This is a genomic window from Rhodococcus sp. ACPA1, assembly GCF_002300195.1.
GTDB lineage: Bacteria > Actinomycetota > Actinomycetes > Mycobacteriales > Mycobacteriaceae > Rhodococcus_F > Rhodococcus_F opacus.
Genome location: NZ_NSDX01000004.1, coordinates 1003410 through 1018831, shown reverse-complemented (window position 1 = coordinate 1018831; position 15422 = coordinate 1003410). Strand labels below are relative to the sequence as shown.

16 protein-coding genes are annotated in these 15422 nt (G+C 68.4%); 4 read left to right on the top strand and 12 right to left on the bottom strand.

Annotated elements, in window-relative coordinates:
* Positions 1–30 precede the first annotated feature (30 nt).
* Genes CJ177_RS22685 through CJ177_RS22665 form a run of 5 tightly spaced genes read right to left on the bottom strand, consistent with a single transcriptional unit; the run spans position 31 to position 4332 of the window.
* A complete protein-coding gene (locus CJ177_RS22685; RefSeq protein WP_095868638.1) occupies positions 31–894 on the bottom strand; it encodes a biotin-dependent carboxyltransferase family protein in 864 nt (287 codons plus the stop codon).
* Entirely contained in the window at positions 891–1541 is a 651-nt protein-coding gene (locus tag CJ177_RS22680) for an allophanate hydrolase subunit 1 (protein ID WP_061045429.1), read from the bottom strand. Before CJ177_RS22680 ends, CJ177_RS22685 begins: the two co-directional genes overlap by 4 nt.
* Positions 1538–2293, bottom strand: a complete 756-nt coding sequence (locus tag CJ177_RS22675; protein ID WP_061045430.1) for a LamB/YcsF family protein — start codon at positions 2291–2293, stop codon at positions 1538–1540. Before CJ177_RS22675 ends, CJ177_RS22680 begins: the two co-directional genes overlap by 4 nt.
* Positions 2283–3071 (bottom strand): putative hydro-lyase, encoded by a 789-nt coding sequence (locus CJ177_RS22670; RefSeq protein ID WP_061045431.1) that lies wholly within the window; start codon positions 3069–3071, stop codon positions 2283–2285. The genes CJ177_RS22675 and CJ177_RS22670 overlap by 11 nt, the downstream gene beginning before the upstream one ends.
* Positions 3064–4332 carry an MFS transporter gene (locus CJ177_RS22665; protein ID WP_005249307.1) on the bottom strand — a complete coding sequence of 423 codons (1269 nt, stop codon included), beginning with the start codon at positions 4330–4332 and terminating at the stop codon, positions 3064–3066. The genes CJ177_RS22670 and CJ177_RS22665 overlap by 8 nt, the downstream gene beginning before the upstream one ends.
* A gap of 169 nt (positions 4333–4501) precedes the next feature.
* Between CJ177_RS22665 and CJ177_RS22660 the strand changes: the two genes are divergently transcribed.
* On the top strand, positions 4502–5215 hold the full coding sequence (locus CJ177_RS22660) for a GntR family transcriptional regulator (RefSeq protein WP_005256056.1): 714 nt from the start codon (positions 4502–4504) through the stop codon (positions 5213–5215).
* A gap of 16 nt (positions 5216–5231) precedes the next feature.
* Here CJ177_RS22660 and CJ177_RS22655 read toward each other — a convergent pair whose 3' ends face one another.
* The 5 genes from CJ177_RS22655 to CJ177_RS22635 form a co-directional block, all read right to left on the bottom strand.
* Positions 5232–6116, bottom strand: coding sequence for a hydroxymethylglutaryl-CoA lyase (locus CJ177_RS22655; protein ID WP_095868637.1), 885 nt, complete (start codon positions 6114–6116; stop codon positions 5232–5234).
* Positions 6117–6144: 28 nt separating this feature from the next.
* Positions 6145–7470 carry an SLC13 family permease gene (locus tag CJ177_RS22650; RefSeq protein ID WP_061697773.1) on the bottom strand — a complete coding sequence of 442 codons (1326 nt, stop codon included), beginning with the start codon at positions 7468–7470 and terminating at the stop codon, positions 6145–6147.
* Between the two features lie 81 nt (positions 7471–7551).
* Positions 7552–8772, bottom strand: coding sequence for a CaiB/BaiF CoA-transferase family protein (locus CJ177_RS22645; protein ID WP_061045452.1), 1221 nt, complete (start codon positions 8770–8772; stop codon positions 7552–7554).
* 181 nt (positions 8773–8953) lie between these two features.
* A complete protein-coding gene (locus CJ177_RS22640) occupies positions 8954–9601 on the bottom strand; it encodes an IclR family transcriptional regulator (protein WP_025433594.1) in 648 nt (215 codons plus the stop codon).
* Positions 9602–9773: 172 nt separating this feature from the next.
* On the bottom strand, positions 9774–10481 hold the full coding sequence (locus tag CJ177_RS22635) for a FadR/GntR family transcriptional regulator (RefSeq protein ID WP_025433595.1): 708 nt from the start codon (positions 10479–10481) through the stop codon (positions 9774–9776).
* 79 nt (positions 10482–10560) lie between these two features.
* On the opposite strand from CJ177_RS22635, the gene CJ177_RS22630 reads away from it, so the two are divergent.
* From CJ177_RS22630 to CJ177_RS22620, 3 genes are read left to right on the top strand one after another with little or no spacing between them, the layout of a single operon-like run.
* Positions 10561–11316, top strand: coding sequence for a (Fe-S)-binding protein (locus CJ177_RS22630; RefSeq protein ID WP_025433596.1), 756 nt, complete (start codon positions 10561–10563; stop codon positions 11314–11316).
* Positions 11313–12794 (top strand): LutB/LldF family L-lactate oxidation iron-sulfur protein, encoded by a 1482-nt coding sequence (locus CJ177_RS22625; RefSeq protein WP_095868636.1) that lies wholly within the window; start codon positions 11313–11315, stop codon positions 12792–12794. The genes CJ177_RS22630 and CJ177_RS22625 overlap by 4 nt, the downstream gene beginning before the upstream one ends.
* Positions 12791–13402 carry a lactate utilization protein C gene (locus CJ177_RS22620; protein ID WP_061045437.1) on the top strand — a complete coding sequence of 204 codons (612 nt, stop codon included), beginning with the start codon at positions 12791–12793 and terminating at the stop codon, positions 13400–13402. The genes CJ177_RS22625 and CJ177_RS22620 overlap by 4 nt, the downstream gene beginning before the upstream one ends.
* 43 nt (positions 13403–13445) lie before the next feature.
* Here CJ177_RS22620 and CJ177_RS22615 read toward each other — a convergent pair whose 3' ends face one another.
* Positions 13446–14267: an alpha/beta hydrolase gene (locus tag CJ177_RS22615; protein WP_095868635.1), complete on the bottom strand. Its 822-nt coding sequence runs from the start codon at positions 14265–14267 to the stop codon at positions 13446–13448.
* On the bottom strand, positions 14264–15280 hold the full coding sequence (locus tag CJ177_RS22610) for a PHP domain-containing protein (RefSeq protein WP_005249292.1): 1017 nt from the start codon (positions 15278–15280) through the stop codon (positions 14264–14266). Before CJ177_RS22610 ends, CJ177_RS22615 begins: the two co-directional genes overlap by 4 nt.
* Between the last annotated feature and the right edge of the window lie 142 nt (positions 15281–15422).

Genomic DNA, 15422 nt, shown 5'->3' with positions numbered 1-15422 from the left:
TCTCCTGTAGTGGGATCGGACCGAAGCCGATCACGCAGTGGTGAAGCGAATCAGTTGACCGGGTCGAGCCTGGGCGATCCGGTCGATGTCCTCGTCCGCGACGACGCCGATGACGGGATAGCCGCCCGAGATGGGATGGTCCGCGAGGAAGACGACGGGCTGCCCGCTCGGCGGAACCTGGATGGAGCCGAGCGCGACACCTTCGGTCGGGAGTTCGGCCTCGGACGTCCGCACCAGTGCCGGCGAGTCGCCGTGCCGGTTCAGGCGCGTCCCGATGCGATCGGTGTCCGGGGACACGGCCCACACTCCCGTGGTCAACGCTTCGGGGTTGGTGAACCAGTCGTCGCGGGGGCCGGCGATGACCCGCACCGACAGCGTTCCCGCGTCCATCGGGGGGACGGGCGCGACGTCGACGTTCGGGAAGTTCGTCGCCGCGGTCCCGACGGGCAGAACATCGTCGGGTTTCAACGCTTCCGGTCCGATTCCGGAGAGGGTGTCGGTGCTGCGGGAGCCGAGCACGTTCGGCACCGCGACGCCACCTCGGACGCCGACGTAGCTGCGCAAGCCGACCTGCGCGTACTGCAGGCGCAGCGTCTGCCCCGGCTGCATCACGATGACGCTCGCGTGCCCCATCGGGATTCCGTCGAGCAGCGCCGTGGCGGGTGCACCGGTGACGGCGACGATGGTCACCTGCGGCGCCCGGAGGGCGAGTCCGCCCATCAGCACCTCGATGCACGCGCTGTTCTCGTCGTTCCCGACCAGCCGATTGGCCAGCTTCGCGGACCCGCGGTCGGCGGCGCCGGACACGCCCACACCCGAACTCAGGTAGCCGGGCCGGCCGAGATCCTGGATCAGGCTGAGCGGACCCGTTTCGAGTACTTCGAGTTCACTCACAGTGTTTCCTCGTCGACGAATCGGACGCGACGCCCCGGCTGCAGCAGCGCCGGAGGGTTCGCGTCGAGGTTCCACATCGGGGAGTCCGTGGTTCCGATGATCTGCCACCCGCCGGGTGAGGACCGGGGATACACCGCGCCGTAGCCGCCGGCGAGGGCCACGGACCCGGCGGGCACCACGGTGCGGGACTGGGCGCGGCGGGGAACGGTGAGCCGGTCGTCGCCGCAGCTGAGGTAGGCGAAACCCGGTGCGAATCCGATGAAGACGCAACGCCAGGTGGCCGACGTGTGGGCGGCGATCACGTCCTCGCGGGTGATCCGCAGATGGTCGGCGACGTCGGCGAGATCGGCGCCGTCGTAGCGGACCGGGATGGTGACCGGCTCGGATTCGGTTGCGCGGCTGTCCTCGTGCACCTCGAGGTCGACGGTCATCGTCCGCAGCGCGCGGCGCACCTCGTCGAGGTCGGTGCGCGGAGTCGTGGTCACGAGCACCGTCCGCGCCGCGGGGAGCACGTCCTCCACCCCCGGGACCGGGGTGCGGCGGAGGCGTTCGGTCAGCGACACCACGAATGGTTCCGACTCCAGTTCGACGAGGAGGCCCCGGTTGCCCGCCGGGAGGATCCGGATGCCGGCGCTCGGGGTGGTCATGCGAAGGACCCGAGCGTGACGTCGGCGCTCTCGAGGGCGTGCCGGACCTGGCGGGCCGTGCGCACGGACCCCGGCGAATCGCCGTGGACGCAGATGCTGTGCACCGACACCGCGACGTCGGCGCCGTCGATCGATTCCACCGTTCCGCTCGACACCATGCGCACGGCCTGGGCGGCGGCGACGTCGGGATCGGCGATGACGGCGCCGGTCACCGAGCGCGGGGTCAACGTGCCCGCGGCGGTGTAGCGGCGATCGGCGAAACCCTCGGCGACGAATTCGATGCCATGGGTTTGCGCCGCACGCTGCAACTGCGAGCCGGGTGGGCCCATCAGCGCGAGCGGTTCGGTGAATCGGTCGATGGCCGACGCGATCGCCTCGGCCCGCTCGTAGTCGAGCGCGGCGGAATTATAGAGCGCACCATGCGGTTTGACGTACGACACGCGGGACCCGGCGGCACGCGCGAACCCGGCAAGCGCGCCGATCTGGTACAGCGTCTCGTCGCGCAGATCCGCCGGCGACACCGCGAGTTCACGACGGCCGAATCCGGCGAGATCCCGGAAACCCACGTGCGCACCGATAGCGACGTTGCGCTCGGCCGCACCCTCGCAGGCCCGGCGGATGATCATCGGATCCCCCGCGTGAAAACCGCACGCGATGTTCGCGCTCGTGACGATGTCGAGGAGGGCCTCGTCGTCCGCCAGGGTCCACTGCCCGAAACCCTCGCCGAGGTCGCAGTTCAGATCAACGCGCATCGGGAACCTCCAGGACGTACTCGCTGTCCGGGGTGTCGGTGATCAGCATGTACCCGGGTGCATGGGTGATCGCGAACGGCAACCGGGACGCCATCACCGCCGCCTGCGGGGTGACCCCGCAGGCCCAGAACACCGGCACGTCGCCGGGCTCGAAGTTCACCGGATCGCCGAAGTCGGGGGCCGCGACATCGGCGATGCCGAGTTCCGCGGGATCACCGATGTGCACGGGCCCACCGTGGACGGCAGGCATCCGCGCCGAGATCGCCGCGGCGAGGGCCACCTGATGTTCGGGAACGGGTCGCATCGACACCACCATCGGTCCGCTCATCCGGCCTGCGGGCCTGCACTCACGGTTGGTCACGAACATCGGGACGTTGCTGCCCTGCTCGACGTGACGCAGCGGCACCCCGGCAGCGGCAACCGGGTGCTCGAACGTGAAACTGCACCCGATGTGGAAGGCCACGAGGTCGTCCCGCCACAGGCCCGACACGTCCGCGGTCTCGTCGGCCAGTTCGCCGTCCTTCCACACCCGGTACAGCGGCAGGTCCGTGGTGATGTCGGCGCCGGGGGCGAGCATCGTCGTGCGGGAGCCGACGTCGCCGACGTCGAGGACGGGGCACGGCTTGGGGTTCCGCTGCGTGAACAGCAGAACGTCGTAGGCCCAGTCCTCCGGTACGGCGATGAGATTCGTCTGGGCGAATCCGGGCGCCAGACCGGCGGTCGGGGTGACATGTCCCGAACGGAACGCGGAGCGGAGGTCGGCCGGTGAGTCAGTCAAGTTGGATCCCGCGGGTCTCGGGGAGGAAGAACAGGGCGAAGACGGCGATGGCGTATCCGAGCGCACCGAAGATCATCGCGCCGCCGATACCCAGCTGGGTGGCCGCCAGGAAACCGACGACCGCCGGGAACACGGCGCCGACCGCGCGGCCGAAGTTGTACGTGAAGCCCTGGCCCGTGCCGCGGGACTGCGTCGGGTACAGCTCGGACAGGAACGATCCGAAGCCGCTGAAGATCGCCGACGTGCAGAAGCCGAGGGGGAAGCCCAGGATGAGGATCAACGTGTTCGCGCCCTCGGGCACCTGGGTGTAGCCGACCATGAAGACGGCCGACAGTGCCGCGAACAGCTGCATGGTCCGCTTGCGTCCCAGCTTGTCGGTGAGGATGCCGCCGCTGACGTAGCCGAGGAACGCACCCGAGATCAGGATGGCGAGGTAGCCGCCGGTGCCGACGACGTCGAGTCCGCGCGAGGTCTTCAGGAATGTGGGCAGCCAGGACGCCAGCGTGTAGTAGCCGCCCTGCACGCCGGTGGCGAGCAGCGACGCGAGCACGGTGGTCTTGAGCAGTCCGCCGCGGAAGATCGCGGCGAACGAGCCGGTCTCCTTGCCCGCGGACTCACGACGTTTCGTGACGACCTCGGGATCCTTCAGATTCCGGCGAACCCAGATGATGAGGAACGCGGGCAGGACACCGGTGAAGAACAGCACTCGCCACGCGACGTCGGGATCGAACAGTTGGAAGACGACCGTGTAGACGATCACCGCCAGCGCCCAGCCCACTGCCCACGCGCTCTGGACGAACGCCACGGCCCGGCCCCGGTACTCGGCCCGGGCGTATTCGGCCACGAGAATCGCACCCGCCGCCCACTCGCCGCCGAAGCCGAGGCCCTGGAAGGCGCGGAAGACGAGCAGCGTCTCGAAGTTCTGTGCAAAGCCACACAGCACCGTGAAGATCGTGTACGTCGCGACCGTGACCTGCAGGGTGCGGACCCGGCCGATCTTGTCGACGAGGATGCCGGCGAGGGCACCGCCGAGCGCAGACACGACCAGCGTCACCGTCGTCAGCAGGCCAGCCTGACCGGTGGTGAGGCCGAAGTAGGCGGCGATGGCCGCGAGGCCGAGCGGGAGGACCTGGAAGTCGTAGGAGTCGAGTCCGTACCCGCCGAACGCGCCGATGAAGGCTCTCTTTCCCTTCGGCCCGAGGGTGCGGAACCAGTCGAAGGGGCGCGCCTGCGCGACCTCGGTCTGTGTATCTGTGGTCATGGCACCTCGCCTGAAGAAGGGATGTAACTGCCGGAAGAAACGGTGTAACTCCCATCACGGTACAAATCGTTCAACGATCCTGCAATACCCTGAGAGGATCGTTTAACATGGAAGTCATCGCGGAACCGAGCTCACAACTATGATTGCGGTCGAGATCGAAACCTGAGGAGTGGACTTGACCAGCTCGAATGCCCTTCGCGGCGATGCGCATTCCCGCCTGGCCGCTCACCGCGGCCTGCTCGAACGCACCAGCAGGACCACCCGGGTGGCCGGCATTCTGCGGGACGCGATCATCGACGGAACGTTCCGACCAGGGGCGCGTCTCTCCGAACCCGACATCTGCGCCGCCCTCGACGTCTCCCGCAACACGGTGCGCGAGGCCTTCCAGATCCTGATCGAAGACCGACTGGTCGCACACGAACTCAACCGCGGCGTCTTCGTCCGCGTGCCCACGGCCGAGGACATCACCGAGCTGTACATCTGCCGGCGCGTCGTCGAATGCGCGGGCGTCAACGGATTCGACCCCGCCACCGGCGACCTGTCGCGCGTGGCCGAGGCCCTGGACCTGGCCGACGAGCGGTACGCCGTCGAGGACTGGACCGGAGTCGGCACCGCCGACATCCACTTCCACAGCGCCCTCGCGAGCCTCAACAACAGCAATCGCATCGACGAACTGATGCGCAGCGTGTGGAACGAGGCGCGGCTCGTCTTCCACGTCATGGACGACGCCCACCGATTCCACGGCCCGTACCTCACCCGCAATCACGAGATCTACGACGCGCTGGTGGCGGGCAACACCGAAGCCGCAGGTCAGCTACTCAAGACCTACCTCGAAGACGCCGAGGCGCAGATCCTGGGGGCGTACCGCCCCGTGAGCGGTTGACGAGTCCAGAGACTCCTCAACCACGCACGGGCGCGAAGCGCGAGAGCTGCGGTGAGGCAGCGACGACACGCTTGACCAACGATGCTGCGGCGGTCACCTGCGCCTGATCGACGCCGGTTTCCACATCATGACTGTGAAAATGCGCGACCAGCTCCTCGGTCGCGAGGTTGCCGTGCGCGCCCGGCGTGAAGGGGCACCCGCCGTATCCGCCGACCGCGCTGTCGAAGTGTGCGATCCCCAGATGGCGTGCCGCCTGCAGGGCGGTGGTGAGCGCTTGGCCGTCGGCGTTGTGCAGATGCAGTCCGATGGTGATGTCGGGCAGTGCTTCGCGCACGGCGCCCACCGCGGTGAGCACGTGCTCGGTGGTGGCGGTGCCCAGGGTGTCGGCCAGCCCCAGGGCGCGTATCCCCATGGCTGCGAACTGTTCGGCGACTTCTACCAGGCGTGTGGGTGAGACGGTTCCCTCGAACGGGCAGACGAATGCGGTGGATATCCCGCCGAGGAACCGTTGCTCCGGGTAGCCGGCCACCGCCTGGGACAGGTCCTCGAGGGCCTGCGCAGCGGACTTGCCGGCGTTCGCTCGGCTGTGTGCGGAACTGGCCGATGCCGCGATGTGCACGACGTCGACTCCGGCGGCCACTGCACGGTGGACCCCGGTGGCGTTCAGTGCCAACGCGCTGACCTGTGTGGTGGCACGGTAGGGCTGCAACCGGGCGATGAGTGCGTCGGCGTCTGCCATCTGAGGAACGCGGGTGGGCGAGACGAAGGACACGGCTTCGATCTGCCGGACTCCGGCTGCCACCAGCGCGTCGGCGATGGTGAGTTTGTCGTCGGTGGCGACGAGGACGTTCTCGTCCTGTAGTCCGTCGCGCAGGACGACGTCGGTGATGGTCACGGGCATGCGGGAACCTTCTCGAGAGGGCCGGGGGTCAGAGCGAGGTGGGAACGACGATCAGGGCCCAGGCCACCAGCGGGGCGAGGAGCACGACCAGGCCGCAGTAGGCCAGGACGCTGCGCTGGAACCGTTGACGGTCTTCGACGTCGGCCTCGGCCACCACGATGGATCCGTTCGTGGCGAAGGGGCTGACGTCGACGACGGTGGAGGCGAAGGCCAGCGCGATGATGAATCCCAGCGCGCCGAGTTCCCCGGCGGCGAGCATGGGTGCGGCCAGCGGCAGCGCGATGCCCAGGGTGCCGATCGAGGAGCCGACCGCGGAGATGATCGCGGCGGCGTACAGCAGGATCAGCGCGGCGGCGAGAGGGGAGCCGAGGTGGGTGGCGGCGTCGCCGAGGAAGTCGAGGGTGCCGTTTTGTTTGAGCACCGTCATGTAGGTGAGCATGCCGCACACCAGCACGACGGCCGGCCACGCCACCTTGTCTTCGATCCGGGGCATCTTCTTCGGGGCCATCAGCAGCAGAACCGTGCTGATGCAGATCGAGCTGACTCCGACGTCGACGTTGAAGGCCACCGAACCTACTGCCAGGAGCAGGATTCCGATGAGCGTCGCGACCCGTTCCCGGTTGAACGGGGTGCGGCCGATGACGTCGACGTCGGGCAGGACGGCGGTCGCGGAGGCGGTGCCAGATCCCGGGCTGGGATGGGGGCGGGTCGGTGCGCCGGCGCCGGCGCCGGTGATCTCGTCACGGTCTTCGGGCAGCTCGTGGAGCAGGTCGCGGCCGTAGATGGCGAACAGTACGGCGAGGAACAGGGTGTTCAGTGCAAAGGGAACGATGAACAGCAGCAGCGGGTTCGCCTCGTACCCGGCGGATTTGATCAATCCGTTGACGAAGGCGCCGTAGATCGTGATGGGCGAGAACGCGCAACCCAGAGCGCCGTGGTTGATGGCCATGCCCATCAGCAGGGGGTTGATCTTCTTTTTCCCGGCCAGCCGCATCGCGATGGGGGCGAGCATGCCTGCCGCCATCGGTGATCCCAGGGCCATCAGCGCGCCGGAGAGCAGGAACATCATCCACACCAGCGCCCAGCGCCGTCCGTGGACCAGGCGTAGGGCCGATTCGACGATGATATTGATGGTGCCGTTGGCCTTGGCGATGGCGAATAGCAAGGTGATGCCGGCGACGATCAGGAAGATGTCACCGGGAAATGCGTCGACGATGTCGTCGATCGGGATCCCCGACACCCATCCGCCGACGAGGAAGGCGCCGGCGAAGGCGAGGATGCCCATGTTGATCGGCACCTTGGTGGCGATGGTGAAGATCAGTACGAGGGCGAGGATGGAGATGGCATAGACCATGGGACCGTGTTCTTTCCGTGCGGGGCAGACGGGAAAGGTGCGGCTGCACCAGGGAGCAGAGGGGCGGCGGATGCCCGCGGGTCAGATGACGCCTGCTGTGCGCAGTGCGTTCAGGCGGTCGGGCGTCAGGCCCAGCATCCGGCCCAGTACCGGCTCGGTGTCGGCACCGAGATCAGGCCCCAACCATCCGACTTTCGTTGCCTGGCCGTCGAACTGAGGTACCACGCCGGGGAAGCGCACCTCCTCGGACGAGCCGTCTTCGACGTCGACCTTGAACGGCTGGATCATCCCGCGGGCCAGATAGTGCTCGTCGGAGACGATGCGAGCAGCGTCGTAGACGTCGCTGGCCGGGACACCGGCGTCGGACAGTTCGGTGACCACGTCTCTCGTGGATCTGGTCGTCGTCCATGCCACGATCGCCTCGTCGAGATCGTCTTCCCGCAGGTAGCGTTTGGTGCCGTCGACCAGGTCGGGATCACTCGCCAGGTCCGGGCGGCCGACGGCGTTCATCAGCCTGGCGAAGACCCCGCTGGCGTTCCCGGCGATTAGAACCGAGCCGTCGGCACACGGGTAGGAGCCGCTGGGCACCACACCGGGAAGATTGCCGGCGGTGCGCTCGCGCACCATGGCATAGGCGTCGAAGTCAGCGGTCAGCGACTCCATCGCCATGAAGACCGATTCGTAGAGTGCGACGTCGGCGACCTTGGGTCGCGGGTGGTCGCCGCCACGGGCTTTGGCCAGAAGCATCATCAACGCGCTGACCGCGCCGTAGAGACCGGCGAGGGTGTCGCCCAGCGGTGCTGCCGGACGCACCGGCTCACGGTCGGGATAGCCGGTCACATACCGCAATCCACCGAACGCCTCAGCGACCCCACCGAAGCCGGCGCGCTGCGCGTAGGGGCCGTTCTGGCCGTAGCCGGAGATCCGGACCAGGACGATGTCCGGGTTCGCTGCCTGTAACTGTTCCGGTCCGATATTCCAGCGTTCGAGTGTGCCGGGGCGAAAGTTCTCGATCACGACATCGACGTTGGTGGCCAGGTCGAGCACCAGCTGCTGCCCCTCGGCGCTCTTCAAATCGAGCGTCACCGATCGTTTGTTGCGCGCGATGGTGCGATACATCATCGAGGTGGTGCCCCTGCTGCGACGCCAACCGCGCAGCTCGTCACCACCGTCGGGACGTTCGATCTTGATGACCTCGGCGCCGAAATCAGCCAGCAGCCGGGTCGCGAAGGGCGCTGCGATGAAGTTGCCCAGTTCCAGGACAGTGATGCCGTCGAGCGGACCTGTGGTGGCGTTGTTCATGACGCTCCGATTCCTGTCGGCGATGCGATCAACCTCGTAATGACCCATTATTTGGGTCATTGTGGCCCGAATAATGGGGCAACCATAGTGCTCCGGGTCACAGAGCGCAACGATGCATGCCGGCCGGCACAGGTCGAGACGACAAGAAAAGACGCACCCGCCGCGGCGAGGCGGCGCGGGGTCAGGAGTCGAGAAGTGACTTTTCGATGCGATGAGCGGCGTCGACGGCCGAGGGACCGAGGCGAGGGCCGGGATCGTCACCGAGCCGGTGCAATGGGCCCGACACGCATACCGACGCGACGATCTCGCCGTGTACTCGTACCGGTGCACTGACCGAGCCGAGGCCGGGAACCCGCTCGGAGAGCGTCTGCCACCAGCCGCGGCGTCGCGCGACGGGGTCGTTGTCGAAATCGCCGGCCAGCACGTGACCGCTCGACCCTTCTGCCAGCGGAAATGTGGTGCCGACCGGCATGGTGGCCCGTAGTTCGTTCGACGATTCGACACTGGCGGCGCACAAGCGCAGGTCACCGCGCCGGACCCACAACTGCGAGGACTCACCGGTGCTGTCGCTCAGCTCCCGAAGCACCGGCATGGCGATATCGGTCATCCCTGCCGCAGTGAAGCGATACCCGAGCCAGTATCGGCCCGTGGCATCTCGGCGCAGGTAGCCATAGTGCGCGAGCTCGGCCACAAGACGTTGGGTGGTCGACTTCGACAAGCCGACAGTGCGTGCAAGCTCGCTGGTGATCATCGGTCGCAACTCGACAGCGTCGATGATGGCGAATGCGCGCGACAAGACACCGACCGTCTTGCGCTGCTCGTCCGCCATTGCCCGATTCTCTCGACGAAACCATGCCCGCGACCGCGAGCTGCATGATGTGTGCTGCCTGTGTCGATCGATCCTAGCTTCGAGCACCAGCGACACGACGGATCACTGGTCTGGTCACCTCTCCCACTCGGCGGCGGTGCCGATGCCGTACTCGCCCGATCGCAGCCCGCCTCTACACGTCACCCGACCCACGCACGGGCGCGAAGCGCCCGTAGAAGCCCTCGATGTGCTCCCGCACCAGGCCGGCGGCCCGGGCACCGCGTCCGTCGCGGAGGGCGGCGACGATGCCGCGGTGCTCACAGCGGAGGTGGGTCGCGACCGCAGGCCAGTCGTCGAGGAGAGGAACGGCCTGCATGACGTAGCCGTGAATGGAGTCGCGGAGCGAGACCATCATCGCCTCGACGAGGACGTTGCCCGCGAGTCCGGCCATCGCGACGTGCAGGTCGGCGTCGAGCCGGTGGAACGCCTCGGGTGAGAGTTCCTCGTCGTCCATTGCGTCGAGCAGCGTGTCGATGGCCGAGAAGTCGAGGTCGCGGGCCTGCCCGGCGGCTTCCTGCACCGCCCACGACTCGAGCAGCGTGCGCGTCTGGACCACGTCGCGGATCGGCAGCGTGCGCGTCGCCATGTGCAGTCGCAGGGCCGCGCCGATGGACGCGGCCGGGTCGGCGGCCACGATCGCGCCTGCGTCCGGTCCGGACCCGACGGCCGTGCGGACGATGCCCATCGCCTCGAGCACGCGCATGGCCTCGCGGACGGACGAGCGTCCGACGCCGAGTTCCTCCGCGAGTGCGCGTTCGGCGGGCAGGCGACCGCCGACGGTGAGTTTGCCGGCCGCCAGATCCTGCTCGATGCGGTGCAGGACGACCTCGTGTGTGCGCACGATCAAAGTTTACCTGGTGTGGTCTGACCACAGTGCGCTACTGTGGTCAGACCACAGCCCAGCCCGGTTGGAGTACCCGATGAGAATCGCCCTGTTCGCCACGTGCCTGGCGGATGCCCTGTTCCCCGAATCCGCCAAGTCGACGGTCCATCTCCTCGAGCGACTCGGCCACGAGGTCGTATTCCCGCCGAAGCAGACGTGCTGCGGGCAGATGCACGTCAACACCGGCTACCAGGCCGAGGCGCTGCCGCTCGTCCGTCACCACGTGGAGGCGTTCGAGAGCGGACCGTCCTGGGACGTCGCGGTGGCGCCGTCCGGTTCCTGCGTCGGATCCGTCCGGCACCAGCACGCGATGGTCGCCCGCCGGTACGGCGACGAATCGCTCGCGACGCGCGCCGAGGAGGTCGCGTCCCGGACGTACGAACTGTCGGAACTGCTCGTCGACGTCCTCGGCGTCACCGACGTCGGCGCCTACTACCCACACCGGGTGACGTACCACCCGACGTGCCATTCGCTGCGGATGCTGCGTGTCGCCGACAAGCCGCTGCAACTGCTTCGGGCGGTGCGGGGGATGACGCTGATCGAGCTCCCCGCGGCCGAGTCCTGTTGCGGTTTCGGCGGAACGTTCGCGCTGAAGAACTCCGAGACGTCGACCGCGATGCTCGCCGACAAGATGGGCAACGTCCTGAGCACGGGCGCCGAGGTGTGCAGCGCCGGCGACTCGTCCTGTCTGATGCACATCGGCGGCGGGCTGTCCCGGCTGCGCAGCGGGGTCCGCACCGTCCATCTCGCCGAGATCCTGGCGAGCACCGAGAAGATCGGGAGCAACGCATGACCACGTTCCTCGGCTCGCCCACCTTCCATGCGGGCACCGGAAACATCCGGGGCACAGAATCTTTCCCCGACGCGGCGCGGAAATCGCTCGCCGACACCCAGCTGCGCGCCAATCTCGGCGCGGCCACCACCACCATCCGCAACAAGCGCATCGCCGCGGTCGCCGAGGTCGACGACTGGGAGGAACTGCGCCGGGCGGGCAGCGCCCTGAAGGCGGACGTGATGGCGCGGCTCCCCGAACTGCTCGTGCAATTCGAGGAGAACGTCACCGCCCGCGGCGGCACCGTCCACTGGGCGCGCGACTCGGAGGAGGCGAACCGGATCATCACCGACCTCGTGCGGGCCACCGGCTCCGACGAGGTCGTGAAGGTCAAGTCGATGGCCACCCAGGAGACGGGCCTCAACGAGCACCTCGAGGACAACGGGATCGCGGCGATCGAGACCGACCTCGCCGAACTCATCGTCCAACTCGGCGAGGACAAGCCGAGCCACATCCTCGTTCCCGCCATTCACCGCAACCGCGCCGAGATCCGCGAGATCTTCCTGAAATCGATGCCCGGCATCGACAAGGACATCACCGACGACCCGCGGGCGCTGGCGATGGCCGCGCGGGCACACCTTCGGCGAAAGTTCCTCTCCGCGAAGGTGGCGATCAGCGGCGCGAACTTCGGGGTCGCGGAAACCGGGACCCTCGCGGTGGTGGAGTCGGAGGGCAACGGGCGGATGTGCCTCACCCTCCCCGACACCCTCATCACCCTCATGGGCATCGAGAAACTGGTCCCGACGTTCACCGACCTGGAGGTGTTCATGCAACTGCTGCCGCGGTCGTCCACCGCCGAGCGGATGAACCCGTACACCTCCATGTGGACCGGGGTGCATCCCGGCGACGGCCCGCAGAACTTCCACGTCGTCCTCCTCGACAACGGTCGCACCAACGTCCTCGCCGACGAGGTCGGGCGGTCGGCGCTCCACTGCATCCGCTGCAGCGCCTGCCTGAACGTGTGCCCCGTCTACGAGCGGGCGGGCGGTCACGCGTACGGGTCGGTGTACCCCGGCCCGATCGGCGCGATCCTCAGCCCCCAACTCACCGGGACCACCGGTCACGACGACCCGAACGCTTCGCTGCCGTTCGCCTCGACGCTGTGCGGCGCCTGCTTCGATGCCTGCCCGGTGCGCATCGACATCCCCAGCATCCTGGTGCACCTGCGCGCGGAACAGGTCGACTCCGAGCGCCACGGACTTCCCGGCGGCCAGGACCTCGCGATGAAGGCCGCGGGCTTCGTGATGGGGTCGGAGAAGCGGTTCGCCGCCGCCGAGACGGCGTCCAAGATCGGCCGGGTGCTGGGCGGCAAGAAGGGACGCATCACGTCGCTGCCGTACCCGGGATCGAAGTGGACCGCGAGCCGCGACCTCCCCTCCCCACCGAAGGAGACCTTCCGACAATGGTGGGCCCGCACTCACGAGGACACGACACGATGACCGCACGCGAAGAGATCCTGACCCGGATCCGGTCGGCGCTCGCCGAAGCGCCCGCCCCCGAACCCGTTCCCCGCGACTACCACCGGCAGCCCGCGTCGGGCCCCGGGGACGTCGAATTCTTCGCCCACACCGTCGACGACTACCGCGCGCAGGTCCATCGCGCAGACGAGAGCACGGTCGCCGAGGTCGTCACCGGGCTGATCGCGGAGGGGGCGCGCGCCGTCGTCCCGCCGGACCTGCCGCTGTCGTGGCGGCCGCGACGTGACGTCGTCGTCGACGGGGCGCCCGCCGAACTGTCGACGCTCGAACTCGACGCGCTCGACGTGGTCGTCACCGGCTGCACCCTCGGGATCGCCGCCACCGGGACGATCGTGCTCGACGGCGGCGCCGGTCAGGGGCGGCGGGCGCTGACCCTGGTCCCGGATCACCACATCTGCATCGTGCGCACCGATCAGATCGTCGACACCGTGCCGCAGGCCTTCCAGACCCTCGACGCGACCAAGCCGCTGACGTTCATCAGCGGTCCCAGTGCCACCAGCGACATCGAACTCAACCGTGTCGAGGGCGTCCACGGTCCGCGGACGCTGGACGTCGTCATAGTGCGCTGACGCGCCTGTGCGTGGCCGGCGAGTCCAGGGACTCGTCAACCACTCACGGGGCGCGGAGCGCCCTCGCGGCCAGATCGGCGGTCGCGCGGACGATCTCCGCGCCGCCGAACATCACGTCGTCGTTGTGCCCGGCCCCGGCCAGGACGACGGTTTCCACCGGGCCGAGCGCCGCATCGGCCACGCGAGCACTCTGCTCCGGCGGGACGACGAAGTCGGCGGTGCCGTAGACCACGGTGGTGGGCACGTCGATGCGTGCGACGTACTCCGCGACGGGGAATCGATCGCGCAGCAGCAACCGGACCGGCAGGAACGGGTAGTGATGCCGCCCGACGGACGCGAGGTCGACGAACGGCGACCGGAGCAGCAGGCCCGCAGGTGGATGCTCGGTGGCGAGTTCGGTGACGACGCCGGTGCCGAGGCTTTCCCCGAAGTAGAGCAGCCGCTCCGGCGGCACACGACGCTCGTCGACGAGGTGCCGGCGGGCCGCCCGGACGTCGAGTGCCAGCCCGTCCTCGCTGGGGTGCCCGGGGTTGCCGCCGTACCCGCGGTAGTCGAAGAGCAGCGTGGCGAAACCGGCGGCGGCGAGGTCCGACGCCAGCAGCGCCCGGTCGGCCCTGTTGCCGGCGTTCCCGGCGGCCACGAGGACAGTCATGCGCGGGGCCCCGCCCGCGGGTGGGACGTACCAGGCGCCGAGTTCGAGGCCGTCCGACGTGGTCAGCGTGACGTCCTCGGCCCCGGCGATCAGCCGGTCGGCGGGCGGCACCGGGGAGGGGTCGGGGTAGTAGATCAGGCGTCGCTGCAACACCCACACGGCGGCGACCAGCAGAGCCACGACGACGAGCGCAACGATCCCGACGCGGATCATTGCCGAATCGGTGTTCCGGCCCACTCCAGCAACTCGGCGACGGGCAGGGTGTTGATCACGTCCGACGGCTCGACTCCGCGTTCGGCGGCGCGCTCGCAGGCGTAGCCCTGCCAGGCGAGCTGACCGGTGGTGTGCGCGTCGGTGTCGATGGAGAACTTGCACCCGCTGTTCAGCGCGAGGTCGATCAGGCGTCCCGGCGGGTCGCGGCGCTCGGGGCGGGAGTTGATCTCGACCGCGGTGCCGTACTCGCGGCACGCCTCGAACACCCGTTCCGCGTCGAACTTCGATTCGGGCCGCGGCCCCCGGGCACCCTCGACGAGGCGGCCGGTGCAGTGCCCGAGGACGTCGACGTGTGGGGACTTCACGGCCTGCAGCATCCGCTTGGTCGTCGTCGCGCGGTCGGTGTCCAGGTGCGAGTGCACGCTGGCCACCACGATGTCCAGGTCGGCGAGCAGGTCGTCGTCCTGGTCGAGGGAGCCGTCGACGAGGATGTCGACCTCGATGCCGGTCAGCACGCGGAACGGCGCGAGCTCCGCGTTCAGTTCGGCGACGACGCTCAGCTGGGAGAGCAGCTGCTCCGACGACATCCCGTTCGCGACCGTCAGTCGCGGCGAGTGATCGGTGATCGCGCAGTATTCGTGGCCCAGGGCGGCCGCGCGGCGCATCATCTCCCGGATCGGGCACCGGCCGTCCGACCAGTCGGAATGGGTGTGCAGGTCGCCGCGGAGCGCGTCGAGCAGCTCCGTGCCGCCGAGGCCGATCGGCTCGGCCGCATTGCGCAGGTACGTCAGGTACAGCGGCACCGACTCGGCGCACTCACGGATGATCGCGGCGGCCTCGGACCCGATGTCGGGTGGCGACACCCAGCCGCGCTCCTCCAGGTCGGCCAGTGCGTCCTCGTCCGCGTACGTCAGCACGTCGGCCGCCCGCCGGAATGCGGCGACCCGCGGTGCCTCGTCACGCGAGCGCTCGAGCCAGAACGCAATTTCCCGCAGCGCTTCGACGGGGTCCATCTTTCAATGGTGCACGGCTGTCGGGCTGCTGGCTAGGAGCAATTTCTGCCAGAACTTAGGGTCACCTCGTTGTCCGCACGTTCACACACACGTTCCCTTCGTCTCGCTTACGACTTCTACGGTGCCGGAGTTGTCCACATTC

Excerpts from the sequence above, each read along its gene's own strand:
- CJ177_RS22680 (WP_061045429.1), bottom strand. The coding sequence starts at position 1,541 with ATGACCACCCCGAGCGCCGGCATCCGGATCCTCCCGGCGGGCAACCGG.
- CJ177_RS22675 (WP_061045430.1), bottom strand. The coding sequence starts at position 2,293 with ATGCGCGTTGATCTGAACTGCGACCTCGGCGAGGGTTTCGGGCAGTGG.
- CJ177_RS22665 (WP_005249307.1), bottom strand. The coding sequence starts at position 4,332 with ATGACCACAGATACACAGACCGAGGTCGCGCAGGCGCGCCCCTTCGAC.
- CJ177_RS22655 (WP_095868637.1), bottom strand. The coding sequence starts at position 6,116 with ATGCCCGTGACCATCACCGACGTCGTCCTGCGCGACGGACTACAGGAC.
- CJ177_RS22650 (WP_061697773.1), bottom strand. The coding sequence starts at position 7,470 with ATGGTCTATGCCATCTCCATCCTCGCCCTCGTACTGATCTTCACCATC.
- CJ177_RS22645 (WP_061045452.1), bottom strand. The coding sequence starts at position 8,772 with ATGAACAACGCCACCACAGGTCCGCTCGACGGCATCACTGTCCTGGAA.
- CJ177_RS22640 (WP_025433594.1), bottom strand. The coding sequence starts at position 9,601 with ATGGCGGACGAGCAGCGCAAGACGGTCGGTGTCTTGTCGCGCGCATTC.
- CJ177_RS22630 (WP_025433596.1), top strand. The coding sequence starts at position 10,561 with ATGAGAATCGCCCTGTTCGCCACGTGCCTGGCGGATGCCCTGTTCCCC.
- CJ177_RS22625 (WP_095868636.1), top strand. The coding sequence starts at position 11,313 with ATGACCACGTTCCTCGGCTCGCCCACCTTCCATGCGGGCACCGGAAAC.
- CJ177_RS22620 (WP_061045437.1), top strand. The coding sequence starts at position 12,791 with ATGACCGCACGCGAAGAGATCCTGACCCGGATCCGGTCGGCGCTCGCC.
- CJ177_RS22615 (WP_095868635.1), bottom strand. The coding sequence starts at position 14,267 with ATGATCCGCGTCGGGATCGTTGCGCTCGTCGTCGTGGCTCTGCTGGTC.
- CJ177_RS22610 (WP_005249292.1), bottom strand. The coding sequence starts at position 15,280 with ATGGACCCCGTCGAAGCGCTGCGGGAAATTGCGTTCTGGCTCGAGCGC.